At 67.8% G+C, this 21,942-nt stretch carries 18 protein-coding genes and 1 tRNA gene; 4 read left to right on the plus strand and 15 right to left on the minus strand.

Annotated elements, in window-relative coordinates:
* Nucleotides 1-228: 228 nt before the first annotated feature.
* From DT074_RS01040 to DT074_RS01060, 5 genes are all read right to left on the minus strand, one after another.
* Nucleotides 229-1,554 carry an SDR family oxidoreductase gene (locus DT074_RS01040; RefSeq protein WP_119417925.1) on the minus strand — a complete coding sequence of 442 codons (1,326 nt, stop codon included), beginning with the start codon at nt 1,552-1,554 and terminating at the stop codon, nt 229-231.
* A gap of 5 nt (nt 1,555-1,559) precedes the next feature.
* Nucleotides 1,560-2,027 (minus strand): DUF2269 family protein, encoded by a 468-nt coding sequence (locus tag DT074_RS01045; protein ID WP_119417926.1) that lies wholly within the window; start codon nt 2,025-2,027, stop codon nt 1,560-1,562.
* A gap of 156 nt (nt 2,028-2,183) precedes the next feature.
* On the minus strand, nt 2,184-4,076 hold the full coding sequence (locus tag DT074_RS01050; RefSeq protein ID WP_162914537.1) for a hypothetical protein: 1,893 nt from the start codon (nt 4,074-4,076) through the stop codon (nt 2,184-2,186).
* Between the two features lie 345 nt (nt 4,077-4,421).
* Nucleotides 4,422-6,605, minus strand: coding sequence for a catalase/peroxidase HPI (gene katG, locus DT074_RS01055; protein ID WP_119417928.1), 2,184 nt, complete (start codon nt 6,603-6,605; stop codon nt 4,422-4,424).
* Between the two features lie 297 nt (nt 6,606-6,902).
* A tRNA-Val gene (locus tag DT074_RS01060) sits at nt 6,903-6,978 on the minus strand.
* Between the two features lie 168 nt (nt 6,979-7,146).
* On the opposite strand from DT074_RS01060, the gene DT074_RS01065 reads away from it, so the two are divergent.
* Complete coding sequence (locus tag DT074_RS01065; RefSeq protein WP_162914538.1) at nt 7,147-7,638, plus strand: tyrosine phosphatase family protein; 492 nt, start codon at nt 7,147-7,149, stop codon at nt 7,636-7,638.
* Nucleotides 7,639-8,122: 484 nt separating this feature from the next.
* Here DT074_RS01065 and gph read toward each other — a convergent pair whose 3' ends face one another.
* Entirely contained in the window at nt 8,123-8,809 is a 687-nt protein-coding gene (gene gph / locus DT074_RS01075; protein WP_119417931.1) for a phosphoglycolate phosphatase, read from the minus strand.
* An 83-nt stretch (nt 8,810-8,892) separates the two neighbouring features.
* Here gph and glmU point away from each other — a divergent pair, with 83 nt between their 5' ends.
* Entirely contained in the window at nt 8,893-10,245 is a 1,353-nt protein-coding gene (gene glmU, locus DT074_RS01080) for a bifunctional UDP-N-acetylglucosamine diphosphorylase/glucosamine-1-phosphate N-acetyltransferase GlmU (protein ID WP_119417932.1), read from the plus strand.
* Nucleotides 10,246-10,254: 9 nt separating this feature from the next.
* Nucleotides 10,255-12,078 carry a glutamine--fructose-6-phosphate transaminase (isomerizing) gene (glmS, locus tag DT074_RS01085; RefSeq protein ID WP_119417933.1) on the plus strand — a complete coding sequence of 608 codons (1,824 nt, stop codon included), beginning with the start codon at nt 10,255-10,257 and terminating at the stop codon, nt 12,076-12,078.
* Nucleotides 12,079-12,082: 4 nt separating this feature from the next.
* On the opposite strand, the gene DT074_RS01090 is transcribed toward glmS, so the two are convergent.
* The 5 genes from DT074_RS01090 to DT074_RS01110 are packed head-to-tail and all read right to left on the minus strand — an operon-like array spanning nt 12,083 to nt 16,493.
* A complete protein-coding gene (locus tag DT074_RS01090; RefSeq protein WP_119417934.1) occupies nt 12,083-12,460 on the minus strand; it encodes a cytochrome C oxidase subunit IV family protein in 378 nt (125 codons plus the stop codon).
* Nucleotides 12,461-12,467: 7 nt separating this feature from the next.
* The gene (locus DT074_RS01095) at nt 12,468-13,166 is read right to left on the minus strand and encodes a heme-copper oxidase subunit III family protein (protein WP_119417935.1); all 699 of its coding nucleotides are present in this window, start codon (nt 13,164-13,166) and stop codon (nt 12,468-12,470) included.
* Between the two features lie 15 nt (nt 13,167-13,181).
* Complete coding sequence (locus DT074_RS01100; RefSeq protein WP_119417936.1) at nt 13,182-13,841, minus strand: cytochrome c oxidase subunit 3; 660 nt, start codon at nt 13,839-13,841, stop codon at nt 13,182-13,184.
* Nucleotides 13,838-15,655: a cytochrome c oxidase subunit I gene (locus DT074_RS01105; RefSeq protein ID WP_119417937.1), complete on the minus strand. Its 1,818-nt coding sequence runs from the start codon at nt 15,653-15,655 to the stop codon at nt 13,838-13,840. Before DT074_RS01105 ends, DT074_RS01100 begins: the two co-directional genes overlap by 4 nt.
* Before the next feature lie 37 nt (nt 15,656-15,692).
* Nucleotides 15,693-16,493, minus strand: coding sequence for a cytochrome c oxidase subunit II (locus DT074_RS01110; RefSeq protein WP_119417986.1), 801 nt, complete (start codon nt 16,491-16,493; stop codon nt 15,693-15,695).
* Nucleotides 16,494-17,177: 684 nt separating this feature from the next.
* On the opposite strand from DT074_RS01110, the gene DT074_RS01115 reads away from it, so the two are divergent.
* Nucleotides 17,178-18,089, plus strand: a complete 912-nt coding sequence (locus DT074_RS01115; protein ID WP_119417938.1) for a heme o synthase — start codon at nt 17,178-17,180, stop codon at nt 18,087-18,089.
* A 9-nt stretch (nt 18,090-18,098) separates the two neighbouring features.
* On the opposite strand, the gene DT074_RS01120 is transcribed toward DT074_RS01115, so the two are convergent.
* From DT074_RS01120 to DT074_RS01135, 4 genes are all read right to left on the minus strand, one after another.
* Complete coding sequence (locus DT074_RS01120) at nt 18,099-19,004, minus strand: DUF2189 domain-containing protein (protein WP_119417939.1); 906 nt, start codon at nt 19,002-19,004, stop codon at nt 18,099-18,101.
* Nucleotides 19,005-19,123: 119 nt separating this feature from the next.
* A complete protein-coding gene (locus DT074_RS01125; protein ID WP_119417940.1) occupies nt 19,124-19,945 on the minus strand; it encodes an ABC transporter permease in 822 nt (273 codons plus the stop codon).
* A 5-nt stretch (nt 19,946-19,950) separates the two neighbouring features.
* Nucleotides 19,951-20,700 carry an ABC transporter ATP-binding protein gene (locus DT074_RS01130; RefSeq protein WP_119417941.1) on the minus strand — a complete coding sequence of 250 codons (750 nt, stop codon included), beginning with the start codon at nt 20,698-20,700 and terminating at the stop codon, nt 19,951-19,953.
* Between the two features lie 58 nt (nt 20,701-20,758).
* The gene (locus tag DT074_RS01135; protein ID WP_119417987.1) at nt 20,759-21,844 is read right to left on the minus strand and encodes a malate/lactate/ureidoglycolate dehydrogenase; all 1,086 of its coding nucleotides are present in this window, start codon (nt 21,842-21,844) and stop codon (nt 20,759-20,761) included.
* Between the last annotated feature and the right edge of the window lie 98 nt (nt 21,845-21,942).

Consider the following 21,942-nt stretch of genomic DNA (forward strand, 5'->3'; position numbering starts at 1 on the left):
GGATTGCATGGTGAAGATTGTGCCTGTGGATAAATATCGATCTCGCTCGCCAGCAAGAATTCGTCGTTGCCGGGGCGATCATTGCGAGGCGACCGAATTGCCCGCGCGCCACCCGGATTGAACCGCTGTCGTCGCAGTATTCGCTGGCGGAGAGGCCGGCGTTACTGCTCGCCGCGCCAGCCGGGTGGGTCGAGGATCATGCGACCGGCCAGGCGGGAAGCGGGTCCGTCATCGCTCTTCCAGGATCGCGAGTGCGACCAGCATCAGGACGATGGCGGGGCCGGTCTTGACCAGCGCGCCGAGCGGTTCGATCCACAGTTCGGGCGTGATCGCCGCCGCGCCCAGCATGTAGAACAGGGACACGCCGATGCCGGCGATCAGTCCGATCCGGCACGTGCGGCGGAAGGCGATACAGATGCCGATACCGATGTCGAGCAGGCTGCTCGCTACCGTCACGACTGCGGCCAGCTGCGGCGGAAAGCCGTGCGCGGTCAGGATGCCCGTTGCCGGTCCGAAGGCGACGGTCAAGGCGATCAGCCCCGATATCGCCCAGAACACGACCAGCGTCATGATCGCCAGGGCCTTGAGCAGATAGAGCCGGGCGAACCATTTCTCCTGCACCGTGGCCGCAAGCCGCTGCAACAGGGCAGGGAACGGGGTGGGGGCGATGCCGGTCGCCGCCATCCAGGGCGCAGGATCGCCGGTCACGCCGCGGCGCAGCTCGCGCAGCGCCGTGCTGCGCATGGGCGGCGACCAGCCGAGCCCTGCGGCGGCGTCGCCTGCGCCGGCGCCGCACCGGAGCAACCAGCCCGGCAGTGGACAATGTGGGTCCGGCCCACCGAGCCGGCGCCTCAGCCCGGCGACCACGTCGCCGACGGTGAGCGGCTCCGGTGTCATGACGTCCCAGGTGGCGTTCCAGCGCCGCTCGCCATCGGCCCAGCGCCGCGCGACGATGGCGATGGTGGCGGCGATGTTGTCGATGTCGGTGATGACGAAGGCCGAGGCGGCCTCCTTCCTCGGCAGCGCGACCGGCAGCATGGCGAGCGCCCGCATCAGGGCGCTGCCGCCATAGGCCGCTGCCGCCAGCACGAAGGCGGGCCGCAAGATGACGCAGGGGATGCCGGCATCGGCGATCGCCTGCTCCGCTGCCCGCTTGCTGCGGCTGAACGGCGTGGGATCGTCCTCCGGCCGGCCCGGCACGGAAAGGTGAACCAGCAGGCTGCCGCCCCGGCTCGCCAGCGCGGCGGCGAGCCGCGCGGCGAAGGCGCGATGCACCGCATCGGTGCCGCCGCGCGGACCGTCCTGCAGCACGCCGATGCAGTTGACGACGATATCGGCGCCGGCCGTCTCGATAAGGCGCGCCAGCGCGGCGCCGTCCAGATCGACGATCGGCTGTTCGAGAGCGGCGCTGCCGAACCGCTCGCGCTGCGACAGGGTGAAGCGCCGGGCGATCGCCACGACGGGAAAGCCCTCCGCCGCCAGCGTATCCGCGACCGCGCCGCCGATCAGGCCGGATGCGCCGAGCACGGCGATGGTCGGCAGCGTGCCGGCCATGGCGTCTAGAGATCCGGCTTGGCAATCATCAGCCAGATGATCGCCAGCACGGAGCCGAAGCCCGGAAAGCCGAAGGCGAACCAGAGCCGGAACAGGCGGTAATACGCCGCCGGCAAGGGTGCGTTCGTTGCCGCCGCGGCGCGCGCGAGGTCACGCATGCGCGCCTGCATCCACACCACCGGCAGCCAGAACGCGCCGGCGACCCCGTAGAGAACCAGCGCGGCGACCAGCCAGCTTTCGGTCCAGGCGAGCCCGGACTCGCGCAGCAGCAGATAGCCGGTCAGCGGCTGCACGGCGACCGCGGTCGCGGTGAACAGCAGGTCGGCGCGCACCACGACCTCGGCGGTGCGGGCAATGAAGGCGACGTCACCGCTGCGATGCGCCATCAGCATGAAGAAGGCGATGCCGCTGCCGGTGCCGAGAATCACCACAGCGCCGATCACGTGCAGGTATTTGAGAAGCAGGTAAGTCACGGAGGGGGTGCGGCGGAGCCGCGATTGACCATCACCGACAGCAGCCTACCAGAGTCGCCGGAGCTGCGGGGGCGAGGCGCGCGAAGGCTGGAAGTCCTGGTTGCACATTCGGCTGACGACCCGGGTGCCGCCCGGTGTCGTCATGGGCCGGTGTCGTCACGGCACCTTGTGCGCCGTCCACAGCATCGCGTTGACCGGATTGCAGACGGCCGCGGCGAGCGCCGCGCCGGTGCCGACATGCTGCAGACACCAGCCATGCGCGTTCTGCAGCAGGCCATGCAATGCCTTGCCGGTGTCGATCGTCGTCTGACGGGTCGGCACGAAGCGCCAGAGCTGGAACGGCTCCTTGGTGTCGCAGTTGTGCGGCGCCGGGCGCGCGCCCAGCTTGTTCGCCCCGGCCAGGCAGGCACCATTGCGAATGACCAGCTGTCCGGAACCAGCCCATTGCAGGCGTTGCAGGGCCGCTGCCGGCTTCGCCCGATTGCACGGCGACGCGAAGGCGGCCTGATCCTTGGCGCCCGCCTTGGCTGCGGTGAGACATTGCCCCCGGCTGGTCGATTCGCTCTCGAACACCACATGGCCGTTGTCGCTGCCGACGGCCGGCGCCAGCACCGGGATCCCGGCCTCGTATTTGCTCTGAAGCTCGCTCTCGGCGATGCAGGCGGGGTGGGGCGCGCCCTGATCCGCCTGGAAGCGGCAGACGGCATCGCGCGTGGTGAGCAGGTTGCGCGTGAACAGCTCGGTGCGCAGGTCGCCCTCGCTCAGGAAATGCTCGGCCGCGCCGCCGCCGGCGAATTGCAGCGGCAGCTCTGCCAGCAGGGCATAGGGGTGCACCAGGCGCGGCCCGGCGGTCAGCGTGCGCTTGAGCTCGTCGGTGGAGCCGCAGCCCTGCGGCTTCGCCTTGCCCGGGCGCCAGGTCATGCAGGCCTGTATCAGATTGTCGGCGGCCTGGCGCAGCGACTGCACCTTGACCTGCAGGTCGCCGAGCTGGGCGAGCGTGACGCCGCGATCCAGCAGCCAGACGCGCGCCGCCATGTCGCGATCGGCCAGAATGTCGTCGATGGTCTGCAGGATGGTGCCGTAGGCGCCGCGGAAATAGACGAGCTCCAGCAGATCCGGGCTTGGCGTCAGCGGCTGGTTCGGCCAGTTGCCGACCACCGATTTCGAATAGGGCAGGATCTGGAACGACACCTGGACGGCATCAGGCCCCTGGGCACGTTTCGCCACCGCGCCGGCCGAACCCTTGAGCGAGGCCCAGTCGCTCGGCGGCACGTCGCTGCCGCCTTTCTGGTTGTAGACGATCTCGGTGCGGCCCGACTTGCGGTACTCCTCGTACTTGCTGTCGGCACTGGCCGCGGCCGACCAGCCGACGCCCGACGCCTTCATCGACACGGCGATCTCGCGCCGCTTGTCGCGACTCTGCTCGTTGAAGCTCAGCAGGCCGAAGGCCTCGGCGCCGACATAGATGGCCGAGACGAAGCTGTCGCCGCAGCGCTCGCGGAATTCGTCTTCGCCCGTCTTCAGGAAGCCGAGCGCCTGGTCCGTCAGGTTGACGAAGCTCTTGCCCTTCTCCGGCACCAGGGTCTCGCCGGTACGGTCGGCCCGGGCATAGAGGGCGAAGCTCTGCCGGTTCTGCGTGACCTTGACCGAGGTGACGAACTTGCCCTTGCCGCTGGCGCCGACGCCGAACACCTTGCCCTGGGCCGACACGTCGATATCCAGCGCATTCATCAGGCTGTACTGGTCGGTCACTTCGACCAGGCGGATCGTCGTCTCCGGACCGCCGCCCGCGCCGGCGGTGAAATCGGTGAGGCAGCCGCCGGTGCCGACAAATTCGCCGGTCACGCTGTCGAAGGCGCGGCCCAGGGTGGCGACGTCCCGGTCGGCCGGAATGATGCGGGCGCCGCGCGTGGCGCCGAGCGGCATGGCGCCGGGGGCGGGCTTCGCCGCGACGGGCTCCTCCGCCGGCTTCGGCTTCCACGCGACATAGATGGCGGCGACGGCGGCCAGCAGCAGAATGGCGCCGACAACAAGCATACGAGATCGCATCGTCCCTCCCTCGACGATTGGGCCCTCGACGATCGGGCAGGAAGGCGGCCTGGCAGGCAACCGCAGGCGGCTGATTTTCTTGAGGCCGCCGCACGTCGCGCGGGCAGCCCAGATGTCGCCTGACGGTCTCGGCCGCCGGCTGCGGGAAGTTGGTTTCCCGACGATGTCACGCCTGCCGCAACCGTGGCCGAGCTTGGCTGTCGGGTCAACAATGTTGCGCCGCCATCGACCATTCGAGAGCTGGATAAAGAAAGAGCCAGACAGCACGCCGGCGCTGTCTGGCTCATGGTCTTCAGAACGCTTGGCGGCGGACGCCCGCCGATTGCCGCCGGGACCCTCTCCGGTCTAGCGCCGATCGAAACGGTCGGCGTCCATGACCTTCGCCCAGGCCGCGACAAAGTCCTGCGCGAACTTCGGCTTCGCATCGGCGGCCGCGTAGACCTCCGCGAAGGCGCGGAGCTGCGAATGCGAGCCGAAGATCAGGTCGACCCGCGTGCCGGTCCACCGCGGCTTGCCGGTTTTCCGGTCGTGGCCTTCATACTCGCCGTCGGTCTTGCCTGGCTGCCACTGCGTCTTCATGTCGAGCAGGTTGACGAAGAAGTCGTTGGTCAGCGTGCCCGGCTTGTCGGTGAAGACGCCGTGCTTTGACCCGCCGGTATTCGCGCCCAGAACCCGCAAGCCGCCGACCAGCACGGTCATCTCCGGCCCGGTCAGCCGCAACAGCTGCGCTCGGTCCACCAGCGCCTCCTCGGGCTTCATGAACTGGGTCCTGCCCCCGATATAGTTGCGGAAGCCGTCGGCCCGCGGCTCCAGCGGCGCGAAGGAGTCGACATCGGTCTGGTCCTGCGACGCGTCCATGCGGCCCGGCGTGAAGGGGACCTTCACGTCCAAGCCCGCGTCCTTGGCGGCCTTCTCGACCGCCGCGCCGCCGGCGAGGACGATCAGGTCGGCCAGCGACACCTTCTTGCCGCCGGTCGCGGAAGCGTTGAAGTCGTTCTGGATCGCCTCGAGCTTCTGCAGCACGGTCGCGAGCTGCGTCGGCTCGTTGACTTCCCAGTCCTTCTGCGGCGCCAGGCGGATGCGCGCGCCGTTCGCCCCGCCGCGCTTGTCGGAGCCGCGGAAGGTCGAAGCCGAGGCCCACGCAGTGGCGACGAGCTGCGCCACAGTGAGGCCCGACGCGAGCACCTTCGCCTTCAGTGCGGCCACATCCTTGTCGTCGACCAGCTGGTGATCGACGGCCGGGATCGGGTCCTGCCAGATCAGCACTTCCTTCGGCACCAGCGGGCCGAGATAGCGCGGACGCGGGCCCATGTCGCGATGCGTGAGCTTGTACCAGGCCCGCGCGAAGGCATCGTTGAACTGATCGGGGTTCTCGTAGAAGCGCCGCGAGATCTTCTCGTAGGCCGGATCGAAGCGCAGCGAGAGATCCGTCGTCAACATGGTCGGCACATGCTTCTTCGACTTGTCGAAGGCATCCGGGATATCGGCCGGTGCGTTCTTGGCCCGCCATTGCTTGGCGCCGGCCGGGCTCTGGGTCAGCTCCCATTCGTATTTGAACAGGTTGTCGAAGAAGTGGTTGCTCCACCTTGTCGGCGTCTGCGACCAGGTGACTTCCGGGCCGCCGGTGATGGCGTCGCAGCCGATGCCGGTCTTGTGCTTGCTCTTCCAGCCGAGGCCCTGGTCCTCGAGCGCGCCGCTCTCCGGGTCCGGCCCGACCAGCGAGGGGTCGCCCGCGCCGTGCGTCTTGCCGAGCGTGTGGCCGCCGGCGATCAGCGCGACGGTCTCCTCGTCGTTCATCGCCATGCGCCGGAACGTCTCGCGGATATCCTTCGCCGCCGCGACCGGGTCCGGATTGCCGTTCGGACCTTCCGGGTTCACGTAGATCAGGCCCATCTGCACCGCGCCGAGCGGCTCCGCCAGCTGGCGCTCGCCGCTATAGCGCTCGTCGCCCAGCCACGATCCTTCGGGGCCCCAGTAGAGCTCATCCGGCTCCCACACATCGGCGCGGCCGCCGGCGAAGCCGAAGGTCTTGAAGCCCATGGATTCCAGCGCGACGTTGCCGGCCAGGATCATCAGGTCGGCCCAGGAGAGCTTGCGGCCGTATTTCTGCTTGATCGGCCAGAGCAGGCGGCGCGCCTTGTCGAGGTTGGCGTTGTCCGGCCAGGAATTCAGCGGCGCGAAGCGCTGCTGCCCGGCGCCGGCGCCGCCGCGGCCGTCAGTGATGCGGTAGGTGCCCGCGCTGTGCCAGGCCATGCGGATCATCAGCCCGCCGTAATGGCCGAAATCGGCCGGCCACCAATCCTGCGAGGCCGTCATCAGCGCCGTCAGGTCCTTGATCACAGCGTCGAGGTCGAGGGTCTTGAACTCCTTGGCGTAGTCGAACTTCTCGCCCATCGGATCGGAGAGATCCGAATTGCGGTGCAGGACCGAGATGTCGAGCGCTTCCGGCCACCAGTCGCGGTTCCGGCGTCCGCTCGACACACTCGTGAACGGGCATTTGCCCGCGGTGTCGTCGGCTTTGGCGTTCATGGAGGAATCCTCCTGCAGTTCAGATTAGAATAATTCTAATGTAGAGCCGCAGCGGCAAGCTGGTCAATAGCGCCCGGGCAGCGGCTTCCCGTCGCAGACGGAACCATGCCGCGCATGATCACCGGCTGCGGCGCCAGCGCCTTGATCTGAAACAGCCGATGGCGGCAATGGCGTCGACCGGCTGTGGGCGATCTTACTCCGGGTTGGAGCGGGAAGCGCCCGGCGGGATCGGCTGAAAGCGCATTGAGGGCGCGCTGCTGGCGACCTGCGTCAGGTCCGGGCCGGACAGGATTTGGATGGTGGGCGGTGCAGGACTCGAACCTGCGACCCCATCGATGTGAACGATGTGCTCTACCAACTGAGCTAACCGCCCGCGCCTGGAAGCTGGGCCCCAGGGATCAGGGCGGTGGGTATAGGTGGGCCGCCCGGGGCCGTCAAGGTTGCGCCGAGGCGGGCACAAGGCCATCTATGGCCCATGCCTCTCCCCACCCGAATGACCATCTGCGGCATCCCGGAAATCGTCGGGCATTGTGATGCCGGTGTGACCCACGTCCTGTCGCTGCTCGACCCCCACGCCGAGCAGCCGCCGGTCGACCGCTGGCTCGCGCCCCGGCACTGGTCGGTGCTGCGCTTCCACGACGTGGTGAAGGACTACGCGGGATACGATCCGCCGGAAGTCAGCCATGTCATGGCCGTGCTGGCCTTCGGCGAGCGGGTAGAGGCGGATCGGCCGGAGATCGGCAAGATCCTGGTGCATTGCCATATGGGCATTTCGCGCTCGACCGCGGCGGCGGCCATCCTGATGGCGCAGCTCGCGCCGGGCAGCGAGCGGACCGCCTTCGCGGCCCTGCACCGGGTCCGGCCGCGTTGCTGGCCGAATTCTCGGATGGTCGCCTATGCCGACACACTGCTCGGCCGCAAGGGCGAACTGGTGGCGGCCCTCAGGGCGCATCAGCGAGAGATCCTGCAGCACCACCCCGACATCGCCGACCTCGTACGCAATGTCGGGCGCGGGGATGAATTGCCGGATTAGTCCCAATTTTCGGTTGGCGCCTTGCCAAAAATTGCGCTATGTGCTAACTTTGTTAAGTGAATACGATCCTACCACTCACACCTTTCCGCTGGCCCATAGGTACCCGGGTCAAGCCCGGGTACGACGACATGGCGGAACAGAAGCGCCGCGGAACAGAAGCGCCGCGGAACAGAAGCGCCGCGGAACAGAAGCGCCGCGGAACAGAAGCGCCGCGGAACAGAAGCGCCGCGGAACAGAAGCGCCGCGGAACAGATGCGCCGGTCCTTTGCCGTCGTGGCCGGGCTTGTCCCGGCCACCCACGCGCCTGCGGCAGCTCGGCCGACAGCCGTGGATGCCCGGGACAAGCCCGGGCACGACGAGGTGAGGGAACAGATGCGCCGCCGGTCGTTGTGCGCCGGCCGCCCCCAGCCAACCCTCCCCCATGCTTTGTGTTTGTCACGGGGGGAGGGCCGGAAGGGCGGAACAGATGCGCCGCGGGCAAGCGTCAGTCGCGGAAGCCGAGCTCGGCCAGGGCGGCGGGGAGGTCGGCGAAGTGATCGATGACGATGTCGGCGCCCAGTTCGCGGACCGGAATGGTGGTGTAGCCGAAGCTGACCAGCACCACCGGCAGGCCGGCGCCGCGCGCCGCCGCCACGTCGTTCCGCGAATCGCCGACCATGACGGCCGGGGCGCCGCTGCGGCCCAGGCGCTCCAGGGTCGCCGTCAGATGCGCCGGGTCGGGCTTGCGCACCGGGAGCGCATCGCCGCCCACCACGGCGCCGAAATGCTGGTCGATCGCGAGCTCTTCCAGCAGCGCCTCGGTCAGCGCCTGCGGCTTGTTGGTGCAGACGCCAAGCGCGGCGCCGGCCTCCTGCAGGCCGGCCAGCACCTCCTCGACCCCCTCGAAAGTGTGGCTGAGCCGCGCGACATTGGCGCCGTAATGGCGCAGGAAAAGCTGCATCGCCGCGTCCAGTTCGGCGCTTCCGAGCGGCCCGCCGGTGGCGGCGAAGCCGCGTTCCAGCATGGCCCGGGCGCCGTCGCCCACCATATGGCGGACATCTTCCAGGGTGACGGTCGGCCGGCCGCTCTGTTCCAGCACATGGACGAGGGCGCCGTGCAGGTCCGGCGCGGATTCCACCAGCGTTCCGTCCAGGTCGAACACAATGGCGCTACGGTTCAATCGCTTGATCATTCCGCCTCTCGTGGTCCATTAACTGGCTAATCCGCCGTTAACCGGCGGGGGACCATGCTCCGCCAGCGATCGAGATGCCCCCAATGAGCCATCAGCCCTTCGCTGCAATCATCCTAGCCGCAGGTCAAGGCACCCGCATGCGGTCTTCCCGGGCCAAAGTGCTGCACGCCCTGGCCGGGCGGCCGATGATCGCCCATGTCGGCGCTGCGGTCGGCGCGCTCGCGCCCGGCCGGATCGTCGTCGTCACCGCCAAGGGCATGGACCAGGTGGCCGCCGCCGTGCCCGGCGCGGTCGCCGCGGTGCAGGACCCGCCGCTCGGCACCGGCCACGCCGTGCTGGCGGCCAAGCCGGCGCTGCAGGGCTTCGACGGCGACGTGATGGTGCTGTTCGGCGACACGCCGCTGGTCACCACGGCGACGATGCAGGCGATGCTGGACGCACGGACCAAAGGGGCAGCCGTCGTCGTGCTTGGCTTCCGGCCGAAGGACCCGGCCGCCTATGGCCGCCTCGTGGTCGGGCCGGGTGGGCTCGAGCGCATCGTCGAGTTCAAGGATGCGAAGCCTGAGGAGCGCGCCATCGGCCTCTGCAATGCCGGCGTGATGCTGCTCGAAGGCGCCCATGCCTTCGCTCTGCTCGAGGCGATCCGGAACGACAACGCGCAGCGCGAATACTACCTGACCGACGTGGTCGGCATTGCCCGCGCGCGCGGCCTCGCCTGTGCCGTGGTCGAGGGCGATGCGGAGGAGGTGCTCGGCGTCGACAGCCGCGCCGCGCTCGCCGGCGCCGAGGCGATCCTGCAGCGCCGGCTGCGTGCCGCGGCCATGGCCGGCGGCGTCACCATGATCGATCCGGCGACGGTCTATCTCTCGCACGACACCCGGCTCGGCCGCGACGTGGTGATCGAACCGAACGTGTTCTTCGGCCCCGGCGTCAGCATCGGTGACGACGTGGTGATCCGCGCCTTCTCGCATCTGGAGAAGGCGACCGTCGCCAACGGCGCCACGATCGGCCCGTTCGCGCGGCTCCGTCCCGGCACGGTGCTGGGCGAGGAAGCGCATATCGGCAATTTCGTCGAGGTGAAGGCGGCGACCGTCGAGGCCGGCGCCAAGGTCAACCACCTCACCTATATCGGCGACGCTCGCGTCGGGCCCAAGGCCAATGTCGGCGCCGGCACCATCACCTGCAATTACGACGGCTTCGGCAAGTACCACACCGATATCGGCGCCGGCGCGTTCATCGGCTCCAACACCGCGCTGGTCGCGCCGGTCAAGGTCGGCGACGACGCCATCGTCGGTGCCGGCAGCACCGTGACCGAGGACGTGCCGCCCGGCGCGCTGACCGTGGTGCGCGGCGGCAAGACGGAAGTGCAGGGCGGGGCCGAGCGCTTCCGCGCCAAGGCGCGCGCCCGCAAGGCGGCGCAGCAGAAGAAGGGATAGGCGGCAGGCATGTGCGGCATCGTGGGGGTGATCGGCAAAGGCCCGGCAGTGCCGCGGCTGGTCGACGGGCTGAAGCGGCTGGAATATCGCGGCTATGACTCGTCGGGCGTCGCCACCCTGGTGGCGGACCGTATCCAGCGCCGGCGCGCCGAGGGCAAGATCGTCAACCTCGAGGCGCGATTGAGCCAGGAGCCGCTCGACGGCACCATCGGCATCGCCCATACCCGCTGGGCGACGCATGGCGTGCCGAACGAGCGCAACGCGCATCCGCACGCGACCGGCAAGGTCGCGCTGGTCCATAACGGCATCATCGAGAACTACCGCCAGCTGCGCGACGAGCTGACCCGCGCCGGCCACAAATTCGAGAGCGAGACCGACAGCGAGGTGATGGCGCAGCTCATCACCCATCTGCTCGACCAGGGGCTCTCGCCCGAGGACGCGACGGCCAAGGCCTTGAAGCGCGTCGAAGGCGCCTTCGCGCTCGGCATCCTGTTCGACGGGCATCCCGACCTGCTGATCGGCGCCCGCCGCGGCTCGCCGCTCGCCGTCGGTTGGGGCCAGGGCGAGATGTTTCTCGGCTCCGACGCCATGGCGCTGGCGCCGATGACCGACAAGATCTCCTACCTGGAAGAGGGCGATTGGGTCGTGCTGCGGCGCGACAACGCGGTGTTCCACGACGAGACGGACAAGGTGGTGAGCCGCGAGGTGCGCCTCACCGCGCTCTCCGGCGCGCTGATCGGCAAGGGCAATCATCGCCACTTCATGCTCAAGGAGATCTACGAGCAGCCGGCGGTGATCGGCGACACGCTCAACACGATGTTCAATCCGGCGACGCGCGAGATCGCGCTGCCGCAGCTTCCCTTCGACATCGCCAAGGTGCCGAAGATCACCATCATCGCCTGTGGCACCTCGTACTACTCGGCGCTGGTGGCGAAATACTGGTTCGAACGCGTGGCGCGCGTGGCGGTCGAGATCGATATCGCCTCCGAGTTCCGCTACCGCGAGGCGCCGATGCCGGAAGGCGGCCTTGCCATCTTCATCTCGCAATCCGGCGAGACCAGCGACACCTTGGCCGCTTTGCGCTACGCCAAGGCGCAGAAGCAGCATGTGCTCGCCGTGGTCAACGTGCCGGAAAGCGCCATGGCGCGCGAGGCGCATGCGGTGCTGCACACTCATGCGGGGCCGGAGATCGGCGTCGCCTCGACCAAGGCCTTCACCTGCCAGCTCACGGTGCTCGCCTGCCTCGCCATCGCGACGGCGCGGGCCCGCGGCGCCATCGACGCGGCGACCGAGGCGAAGCTGTCGGCCGCCATCGCCGAGGTGCCGTCGCGCGCCAACGAGGTGATGGGCCATGACGGGGCGATCCAGCAGCTCGCCCAGAAGGTGATGGAGGCGCGCGACATCCTGTTCATCGGCCGCGGCACCGGCTTCGCCATCGCCATGGAAGGCGCGCTGAAGCTGAAGGAGATCTCCTACATCCATGCCGAGGGCTATGCCGCCGGCGAGCTGAAGCACGGGCCGATCGCGCTGATCGACGAGACCGTGCCGGTGATCGTGATCGCGCCCTCCGACCACCTGTTCGAGAAGACCTATTCCAACATGCAGGAGGTGATGGCGCGCGGCGGCCGCGTCATCTTCCTGTCCGACAAGGAAGGTATCGCCCGCATCGGCGACGAGGCGGAGGCGACCATCGAGATCCCGAGCGTGGATCCCTTCGTCGCCCCGATCCTCTATGCCATCCCGGTCCAGCTGCTCGCCTATCACGTCGCGGTGCTGAAGGGCACCGACGTGGATCAGCCGCGCAACCTGGCGAAGTCGGTGACGGTGGAGTAGGGCGCTAGGTTCCGGCCGCGAAGAACAGGTCGCGGGTGATGGCGGTATAGTCCGCCTCGTGCGTCATCAGCCAGACGAAGACCAGCACCAGGACCGGCGGCAGCAGGATGGCGTAGGTCAGCGCCAGCCGCTCCCAGCGCATATGCATGAATATGGCGACGATCAGCCCCGCCTTGATCATCATGAAGATCAGGATCAGCGACCAGCGCAGCACGCCCTGCACGTGGAAATAGTCCACCAGGTAGGAGAACAGGCTGAACACGAACAGCGCGCCCCAGACCCAGAGATAGACCCCGATCGGGTGCTGCTGGCCTTCGGCATGCGCCGCTTGGGCGTGTGCCGTTTGGGCGGCCGGAGCGTGATGCGTCTCTGCGTGTGCCATGCCGCCCTCACCACAGATAGAAGAAAGCGAAGATGAAGACCCAGACCAGATCGACGAAGTGCCAGTAGAGGCCCATGATCTCCACCGCCTCGTACTGCCCCCTGCGGCTGGTGAAGAAGCCGGGCCGCCCGCGCTCGTAATCGCCGCGCCAGACCTTGCGGGCGATGATCAGCAGGAAGATCACGCCGATCGACACGTGGGTGCCGTGGAAGCCGGTGATCATGAAGAAGGTGGAGCCGAATTGCGGCGCGCCGAACGGATTGCTCCAGGGGCGCACGCCTTCCGAGATCAGCTTGCTCCACTCGAAGGCCTGCATGCCGACGAAGGTGGCGCCGAACAGCGCCGTCGCCAGCATCAGGTAGGTGCATATCTTCCGGTCGCGGCGATAGCCGAAATTGACCGCCATCGCCATGGTGCCGCTGCTCGAGATCAGCACGAAGGTCATGATGGCGATCAGGATCAGGGGCACGTCGGAACCGCCGATATGCAGCGAGAAGATCTGGCTCGCATTCGGCCAAGTATCCACCGTCGACATCCTGACCGTCATGTACGACAGCAGGAAGATGCTGAAGATGAAGGTGTCGCTGAGCAGGAAGATCCACATCATCGCCTTGCCCCAGGGGACGTCCTTGAACGCCCGCTGGTCCGAGGCCCAGTCGGTAGCGATGCCGTTCCAGCCTTCGCGTCTTGTGACGCTCTCCGCCATGCTCCCGCCCTCTCTCTACCGGATGCCGCAGAACACCAGGATCGCCTGCAGGTTGTCGTTGCCCGAGAACAGCAGGGCGAACAGCACCAGCCAGACCACCAGCAGGAAGTGCCAGTAGGATGCGCAGAGCTCGACGCTGAGCCTGAGGCGCATTACGTCGAGGCCGCGCCAGAGCTTCACCGCCGCCCGGCCCCAGGCGACCATGCCGCCGACCATGTGCAGGCCGTGCAGGCCGGTGATCAGGTAGAAGAAGCCGATCGCCGGGCTCATCACATCGAAGGTCGGAACCATCTCGAGCTGGCGCCAGGCCTGCAGCTGGCCGGCCAGGAAGGCGATGGTGCAGATGCCGCCGCCGAGCAGGCCGATCGCCAGGTTGTCGCGGTCGCCCCGCCGTGCCGCCCACCGCGCCCACTGCATACCGGCGCTGGCGAGCAGCAGCATGATGGTGTTGAACCAGAGCAGGCCCAACTGCGGCGCCGGGCGCCAGTCCTCGAACGCCATCCGCGTGCCATAGGCCGTGATCAGCAGCGAGAACACCACCGTGATCACCGCGAAGAACACGCGGAGCCCCAGCGTCGCCGCCGGCAGGTAGAACGTGCTGCCGTCGCGCAGCGCGACCACCGGCCCCGGCGACGGCAGCCAGGGCTTCTCGCGCAGCTGCTGCAGCAGGTTCACGCGTGTCCTCCCGCGGCGGCCTTGTGGCGCTTCTCCTCCTCGGGCAGTTCGTCGACGCGCGCGAGGTCGGGCGGCACGTTCTGCGGCAGGTAGTCCTGCGGCGCGCCGGGAATGCCATAGGCATAGGCCCAGCGATAAACGATCGGCAGCCGGTCGCCGAAATTGCCGTGCCCCGGCGGCATCTCGGGCGTCTGCCATTCCAGCGTCGTGGCCTTCCACGGATTGCGCTCGGCCGCCTTGCCCCAGAACGTGCTCCAGACCAGGTTGAAGATGAAGACCAGCTGGCTGAAGCCGACGATCAGCGCCATCACGGTGACGAACTCGTTCAGGGTCGCCGCGGAAGGCGGGATGAAGCTGGTCTCGCCCATCTCGAAATAGCGCCGCGGCACGCCGAGCAGGCCGAGATAGTGCAGCGGCAGGAAGATCGCATAGGCGCCGAGGAAGGTGATCCAGAAATGCACCTTGCCGAGGCGGTCGTCGTACATCCGGCCGGTCATCAGCGGGAACCAGTGATAGATCGCGCCCATGATGACCAGGATCGGCGCCACGCCCATCACCATGTGGAAATGGGCGACCACGAACATGGTGTCGGAAAGCGGCACGTCGACCACGGCGTTGCCGAGGAACAGGCCGGTGATGCCGCCGTTGACGAAGGTGATGATGAAGCCGATGGCGAACAGCATCGGCACCGTGAGGTGGATGTTGCCGCGCCACAGGGTCAGCACCCAGTTGTAGACCTTGAGCGCCGTGGGCACGGCGATGATCAGCGTCGTGGTGGCGAAGAAGAAGCCGAAATAGGGGTGCATGCCGCTCACATACATGTGGTGCGCCCAGACGATGAAGCTGAGCCCCCCGATGATCACGATTGCCCACACCATCATGCGGTAGCCGAAGATGTTGCGGCGGGCATGCACGCTGATCAGGTCGGAGACGATGCCGAAGGCGGGCAGGGCGACGATGTAGACCTCCGGGTGGCCGAAGAACCAGAACAGGTGCTGGAACAGGATCGGGCTGCCGCCGCCGTATTTCAGCTGCGCGCCCATCTCCACGATGGCGGGCATGAAGAAGCTGGTGCCGAGCAGCTTGTCGAAGCCCATCATCACCGCCGCGACGAACAGGGCGGGGAAGGCGAGCAGCGCCAGGATGGTGGCGACGAAGATGCCCCACACGGTCAGCGGCATGCGCATCAGGGTCATGCCGCGGGTGCGCGCCTGCAGCACGGTCACCACGTAGTTCAGGCCGCCCATGGTGAAGCCGATGATGAAGAGGGCGAGCGAGGCCAGCATGATGATGATGCCCCACTCGGCGCCGCCCGGCGTGCCGGAGAGGATCGCCTGCGGCGGATACAGCGTCCAGCCCGCGCCGGTCGGCCCGCCGGGCACGAAGAAGCTCGACACGAGCACCAGCACGGCGAGCAGATAGATCCAGTAGCTCAGCATGTTGACGTAGGGAAACACCATGTCCCGCGCGCCGACCATCAGCGGGATCAGGTAGTTGCCGAAGCCGCCCAGGAACAGCGCGGTCAGCAGGTAGATCACCATGATCATGCCGTGCATGGTGATGAACTGGTAATAGGCCTGCGCGTCGATGAAGTCGAAGGCCTCGGGGAAGCCGAGCTGCAGGCGCATCAGCCAGGACAGCACCAGCGCGACCATGCCGATGGCGAGGGCGGTCAGCGAGTACTGGATCGCGATCACCTTGGCGTCCTGGCAGAACACCCACCTCGTGATCCAGCTATGCGCGTGATAGAGTTCGACTTCGCCGAGCTCGGCCGGCGGCACGTCTTCGGGTGCGGTCGGGATGAAATAAGCCATCAGATCACCCTCTTCGCTGGTCCGGTCACGCCTCCTGTCACTCCGCGGCCTGCGCCAGCATGCGCGCGAACGTGGGCTGCTGCGTCAGCCAGGCCTGGTACTTGCCGTCATCTTCGACGACGACCTTGACGCGCATCGCGTAGTGGCCGATGCCGCACAGTTCGAAGCAGAGCGCGTCGAATGTTCCGGTCCGGGTGGGCGTGAACCAGTAGTACGTGATCATGCCCGGCACCATGTCCATCTTGGCGCGGAACTCCGGCACGTAGAAATTGTGCAGCACGTCGATCGAGCGCAGCAGCACCTTGACCGGCTTGTTGATCGGCAGGTGCAGCTCGGCGCCTTCGATCAGCACGTCGTCATGCCCGCGCGGGTCGCTGCGATTCAGGCCGAACGGATTCTCCGGCGTGATGTTGCGGGCGTCGGAGGTGCCCAGCACGCCGTCCTTGCCGGGCAGGCGGAAGGCGAATTCCCACTGCCGGGCCAGCACCTCGACCTCGGTGGCGTCTTCCGGCACGGTGACGAACTGGTTCCAGACGAACAGGCCCGGCGTCAGCATGCCGGCGACGCCCACGGCGGTCAGGCCGGTGAGCCACCATTCCAGCTTCTTGTTCTCCGGCTCGTAGGCGGCGCGCCGGTCGTCGCGATGCCAGTAGCGGAACACGCAATAGGCCATGAACAGCACGATGGCGACGAAGACGACGCCGGTGATCCAGAAGGTGACGATGATGGTGTCGTCGACATAGCCCCAGTTGGAAGCGATCGGCGTCCACCACCACGGGCTCAGGAAGTGAAAGCCGACCGTGCCGGCGCCGACCAGGATGATCGCCAGCGCGACCATGTTCTTGGTCGCGCGGCCTGCTGCCCGCCGCCGCAGCGCCGATACATGCCGATCCCCCTCCACCTCGTCGAAATAGCGCTTGAGCAGGTAGAAGTTGGCGAGGACGCCGACGGCGAACAGGGCGAGGCCGGCATCGTGCAGGCGCGGGCTTTGCGGCCCGCTGCCGGCGGCGACGAACAGGCCGCCCAGACCGATGGCGCCGGCGACGCTGCCCAGCACGGCGTAGCGCGTGCCTCGGGAGCCGCGGCCGATGGTGCAGAAGCCGATGCACAAGGCCAGCAGGATCAGGATGTAGCCGATCAGCGCGACCGTCATGGCGCGGCCCCCCCTCGCCAGTTGAGCGAAGCAGCGATTGCGTGATGGAAGGATCTGCGGGTGGCTGCGGGCACAGCGCACCACCCCGTGCGGATCGGCGGCAGCGTCCCTGTCGCTGCGATCCGGCTCTCAAGGCGCAGGCAGCCGCTTCGGCTGCCGCCTGACGGGTCCTGACCTCGCATGCGCCCCCCCGGATCGTCTACCGAAGGACTGACCTCACGCTGACACGTGATAAGCCTGTAAGCAGCCTGCTCGTCCGAACTTTGTCCCGTACACCATACCCGGTTCTGCGGATTCGAGATATGATGAAAATTGTCTCACCTGACCAGGGACGCGATCAGTCGCGACAGGGCGGGAGGCCATCTGGGGATGTCGATCGACGCCGCCAGCGCAGTTCAGGTCTTGGCCCGGTCCGCCCGCGCCCGGCTCAGGGACTATGTGGCCCTGCTCAAGCCGCGGGTGATGTCGCTGGTGGTGTTCACCGGTTTCGCCGGCCTTGTGGTGGCGCCGGGCGAACTCGGCTTTGCGCGGGCGACGATGGCGGTGCTCTGCATCGCGCTCGGCGCCGGCGCCGCCGCCGCGATCAACATGTGGTACGACCGCGATATCGACGCGGTGATGGAGCGGACGCGCCGGCGGCCGATTCCGTCCGGCCGGGTGGCGCCGGAGCGAGCGCTGGCGCTCGGCATCGGGCTCAGCGCGCTCTCGATCCCGCTGATGGGCATGGCCGTCAACTGGACCGCGGCGGCTCTTCTCGCCCTCACCATCGCCTTCTACGTCTTCGTCTACACCATCTGGCTGAAGCGCCGCACGCCGCAGAACATCGTCATCGGCGGCGCGGCGGGCGCCTTTCCGCCGATGATCGGCTGGGCCGCGGTGACCGGGACGGTGAGCCTTGAATCGCTGGCGCTGTTCCTGATCATCTTCATGTGGACGCCGCCGCATTTCTGGGCGCTGTCGCTGTGCCGCACCGACGACTACGCGAAGGCCGGCGTGCCGATGCTGCCGGTGGTCGCCGGCAAGGCGGAGACGCGGCGCCAGATCATGATCTACGCCGCGCTGCTGGTCCCGCTCAGTCTTGCGCCTGCGGCGCTGGGCACGGTGGGGATGATCTACGGCACGACTGCCGCCGTCGCGGGCACCTGGCTTCTGGCGCTCGCGATCCAGGTCTTCCGGGAACAGACTGCCCGCGCGGCGCGGCGCCTGTTCCAGTACTCGATCCTCTACCTCTTCGCGCTCTTCGCCGCGTTGATTCTCGACTGGGCCGTGACGGCGGCCTGACGGCCGTCGTCACCCTTCGATGCGGTCCGCCGGCTGCGCCGGCCATCCCACCACATGCCGATAGAGGTGCCAGGTGGCGTGGCCGAGCACCGGCACCACCACGATCAGGCCGAGGAAGGCCGGGAGCATGCCGAGCGCCAAGCTGCCGGCGACGATCAGGCCCCAGATCGCCATGGTCCGCGGATTCTCCCGTACGGCGCGGACCGAGGTGATCACCGCATTGGCCAGGCCGACATCGCGGTCGAGCAGCATCGGGAACGACACCACGCTGGTCGCGAGCACGATGAGGGCGAAGCAGAAGCCGATGCCCATGCCGGACAGGATCATCGCCCAGCCCGCCGGCGTGGTGAGCACGTCGCCGACGAAGCCGAGGATAGAGGCGGGCGGCTCGGGCCCCAATGTCAGCGAGTAGATCGCGTAGGCGGCGCCGAGCCAGACCAGGAAGATGATGCCGAGCCAGGCGGCCAGCATCACGATGGCGCCGAAGGCCTCGGAGCGAACGACGTTGAAGGCATCCCACCACGTGATGTCCTCGCCGCGCTCGTGCCGGCGGCTCATCTCGTAGAGGCCGACCGCCGCGACCGGGCCGATCAGGGCGAAGCCGGAGGCGAGCGGGAACAGCAGCGGCAGCATCTTGTTGCCGAAGACCAGCTGCGACAGGACCAGGCCCGCAAGGGGATAGATCAGGCAGATGAACAGGACGTCGGTGCGGAAGGCGCCGAAATCCTCGAAGCCGCGCCGGAGCGCCTGCTTCAGGTCGGCAACTTCGATACGGCGGATCTCCGGCGCCACCGTCTCGACAGGCTCGTCCTCCACATGCAGCGCATGGGCGGTCGAGGCGACAGCCCGGCCGACGCCCCGGAAGCCATCCAGGAACCACTCGAAGGGATTACGTATCAGATCGCCGCTGGCCATAGTTCATCCTCCCGGAAACCGGGGGATCGCAGGACTGCTCGTCCGCCAGCGTTAACGACGGTTACGAGACGCCCGCAACCCGCCAACGCCGCCACGATACGCCGATTGGGGGCCCGCGCCTACTCCCCCTGCTGCAGCAGCAATCCGCGCTGCCGGGCCTGGCGGAAGAACAGCAGGAAGGCGACCACGCCGGCCCCCACATAGAGGGCGTCCAGCGCGAAGGCGGCGGCGAGATGGTCGTAGCGCACCACGCCGTCGGTCAGGATCGCCCGCATGCCCTCGAAGACATGGGCGGAGGGCAGGGCGAGCGAGAGGGGCTGCAGCCAGCTGGGCAGCACGCTGATCGGGTAGTAGACGCCGGAGAGCGGCGTGAAGGCGAAGATCAGGCCCCAGGCCAGGCTCTCGACGCCCTGGCCGTAGCGCATGACCAGGCCGCAGATCACGAAGCCGATGGCCCAGCCCATCACCATCAGCAGCATGACGAACAGCGCGAAGCTGATGCCGAGGGCGGCGACCGACCAGCCGAAGAACCAGGTCGCCAGGATCATGCAGGGCGCCACGCCGACGATGGTGCGGATCAGGCTCATGGTGCCGAGCGCGATCGCCATCTCGTAGGGCCGGAGCGGGCTCACGAAGAGGTGACCGAGATTGCGCGACCACACTTCCTCGAAGAAGCAGATCGAGACGCCGAGCTGGCTGCGGAACAGGATCTCCCACAGCAGCACGCCGGAGAGCAGGATGCCGAAGGCATTGGCGACATAGCTGGTCTGCGTCGCCAGGAACTGGGTCATGAAGCCCCAGAGCAGCATGTTCACCGTCGGCCAGTAGGCGAGCTCGATCATGCGCGCGGTGGAGCTGCGCAGCAGGTACCAGTAGCGCAGCACCAGAGCCGCCACGCGGGCCGGGCTGAAGGCCGGGTTCGGACGCAGGTGATTGCTCATGCGATTCAGGCGGCTTTCGCTGCCTTGCCGCGCTGGCGCGCGATGTCGAGGAATACTTCCTCCAGGTTCTGCCGGCCGTAGCGGTCGATCAGCGCGCGTGGGCTCCCGTGATCGACGATCTTGCCGGCGCGCATCATCAGCACGTCGTCGCAGAGCCGTTCCACCTCGCCCATGTTGTGCGAGGCGAGGAGGAGGGTCGCGCCGGTGTCGCGGCGATAGCGGTCGAGATAGCCGCGCACCCAGTCGGCGGTGTCGGGGTCGAGCGAGGCCGTCGGCTCGTCGAGCAGCAGCAGCGAGGGCCGGTTGACCAGCGACTTGGCGAGCGCGACGCGCGTCTTCTGGCCGGCCGAGAGCTTGCCGTAGGGACGGTCGAGGAAGCTCGCGATGTCGAGATCCTGGGCCAGGCCCTCGATCCGCGCCTTGGCCTTCGGCACGCGGTAGAGCGCGGCGTAGACCGAGAGGTTCTCGCGCACCGTCAGGCGGTGCGGCAGGTCGACATAGGGCGAGGAGAAGTTGAGCTCGGGCAGGGCGCGGTGGCGCTCGCGCGTCATGTCGACGCCGAGCACGCGCACGCTGCCCTCGGTCGGCAGCAGCAGGCCGAGCAGCATGGAGATGGTGGTGGTCTTGCCGGCGCCGTTGCCGCCGAGCAGGGCCGTGCAGCTGCCCCGGGGCACGCTGAACGACACGCCGTCGACCGCCGCGACCTCCTTGAACCGTTTGACGAGGCCGCGCGCCTCGATCGCTATATCGGACATGGCCGGCAATATGGCGCCCGGCGGCCGGATAGGCCAGCCGGGCAGGGTTGCGGTGCGCTCAGCCCCGGTATTTCTCCAGGTCGACCCGGTTCATGCCGACCTTGGCGCCGGCTTCCAGCATCTCGCCCCAGGTGGTCGGGTCGATCGGCACGCCCTGGGCACGGCGATGCGCGCGCATCTTCCGCTCGGGGTCGCCTGGCACCATCACTTTGTCCACGCCGGCGGCCGGCGGCGAGGCGATGACCCAGCCGAGCGCGCGCTCGATCTCGGCCAGCACCGCCGCCCGGTCGCCGATCTTCCCGGGATCGACCAGGAAGGTGAACATGTTGTTGATGGTCGCGCCGCGCTCCATCGTCGCCGGATGCATGGTGCCGGTGCCGAAGGCGCCGGCCAGCAGCTCGCAGGCGAGCGCCATGCCGTAGCCCTTGTGCTCGCCGAAGGTGAGGATGGCGCCCATCGGGTCCTGGAACATCACGCCGGGATCGGTGGTGGGATTGCCGTGCCGGTCGATCAGCGCGCCTTCGAACAGCGGTTTCTTCCGGTTATGCGCGACCCGCACCTTGCCCTGGGCCACGCGCGAGGTGGCGAAGTCGAGGATGAAAGGCGGCTGGTCGCCGCGCGGGATGGCGCAGCAATAGGGGTTGGTGGAGAACCGCGCATCGGCGCCGCCGAACGGCGCCACATAGGGTTTGTGGCCGATCACGTTGACATAGTGGGTCGAGATCAGGCCCGCGGTCGCCGCCATCTCGCCCCAATGGCCGATCCGGCCGATATGCGAGCAGTTGCGCAGCGCCATGGCGCAGACGCCATGCATCTTGGTCCGCTCGATGGCGATCTGCATCGCCTCGAAGGCGGCCACCTGGCCGATGCCGGCATTGCCGTCGACGACGAGAAGGCCGCCGGCATCCAGCACCACCTGCGCATGCCGGTTCAGCGGCGTGAGGCCGGCTTTGATGTTGATGACATAGCGCGGGATCATGCCGACGCCGTGGCTGTCATGGCCGGAGAGGTTGGCCATCACCAGGTGATCGGCGATCAGCTTCGCCTCGCGCTCCTCGCTGCCGGCATGGCGGAACAGGTCCACCGTCAGGGCATGCAGCTGCTTCTCGTCGACGACGATATCGTCGGGATGGCGGTCATCCAGGCCGGCCACGGTCGTTTCCTTCCCTTGTCTGCGCGCAAACGAAACGCGCCGGGGGATTGGCCCCGGCGCGTTGAACTATGCCAGCAGGGCTGACGGAG

The organism is Desertibaculum subflavum, assembly GCA_003576705.1.
Lineage (GTDB): Bacteria > Pseudomonadota > Alphaproteobacteria > Ferrovibrionales > Ferrovibrionaceae > Desertibaculum > Desertibaculum subflavum.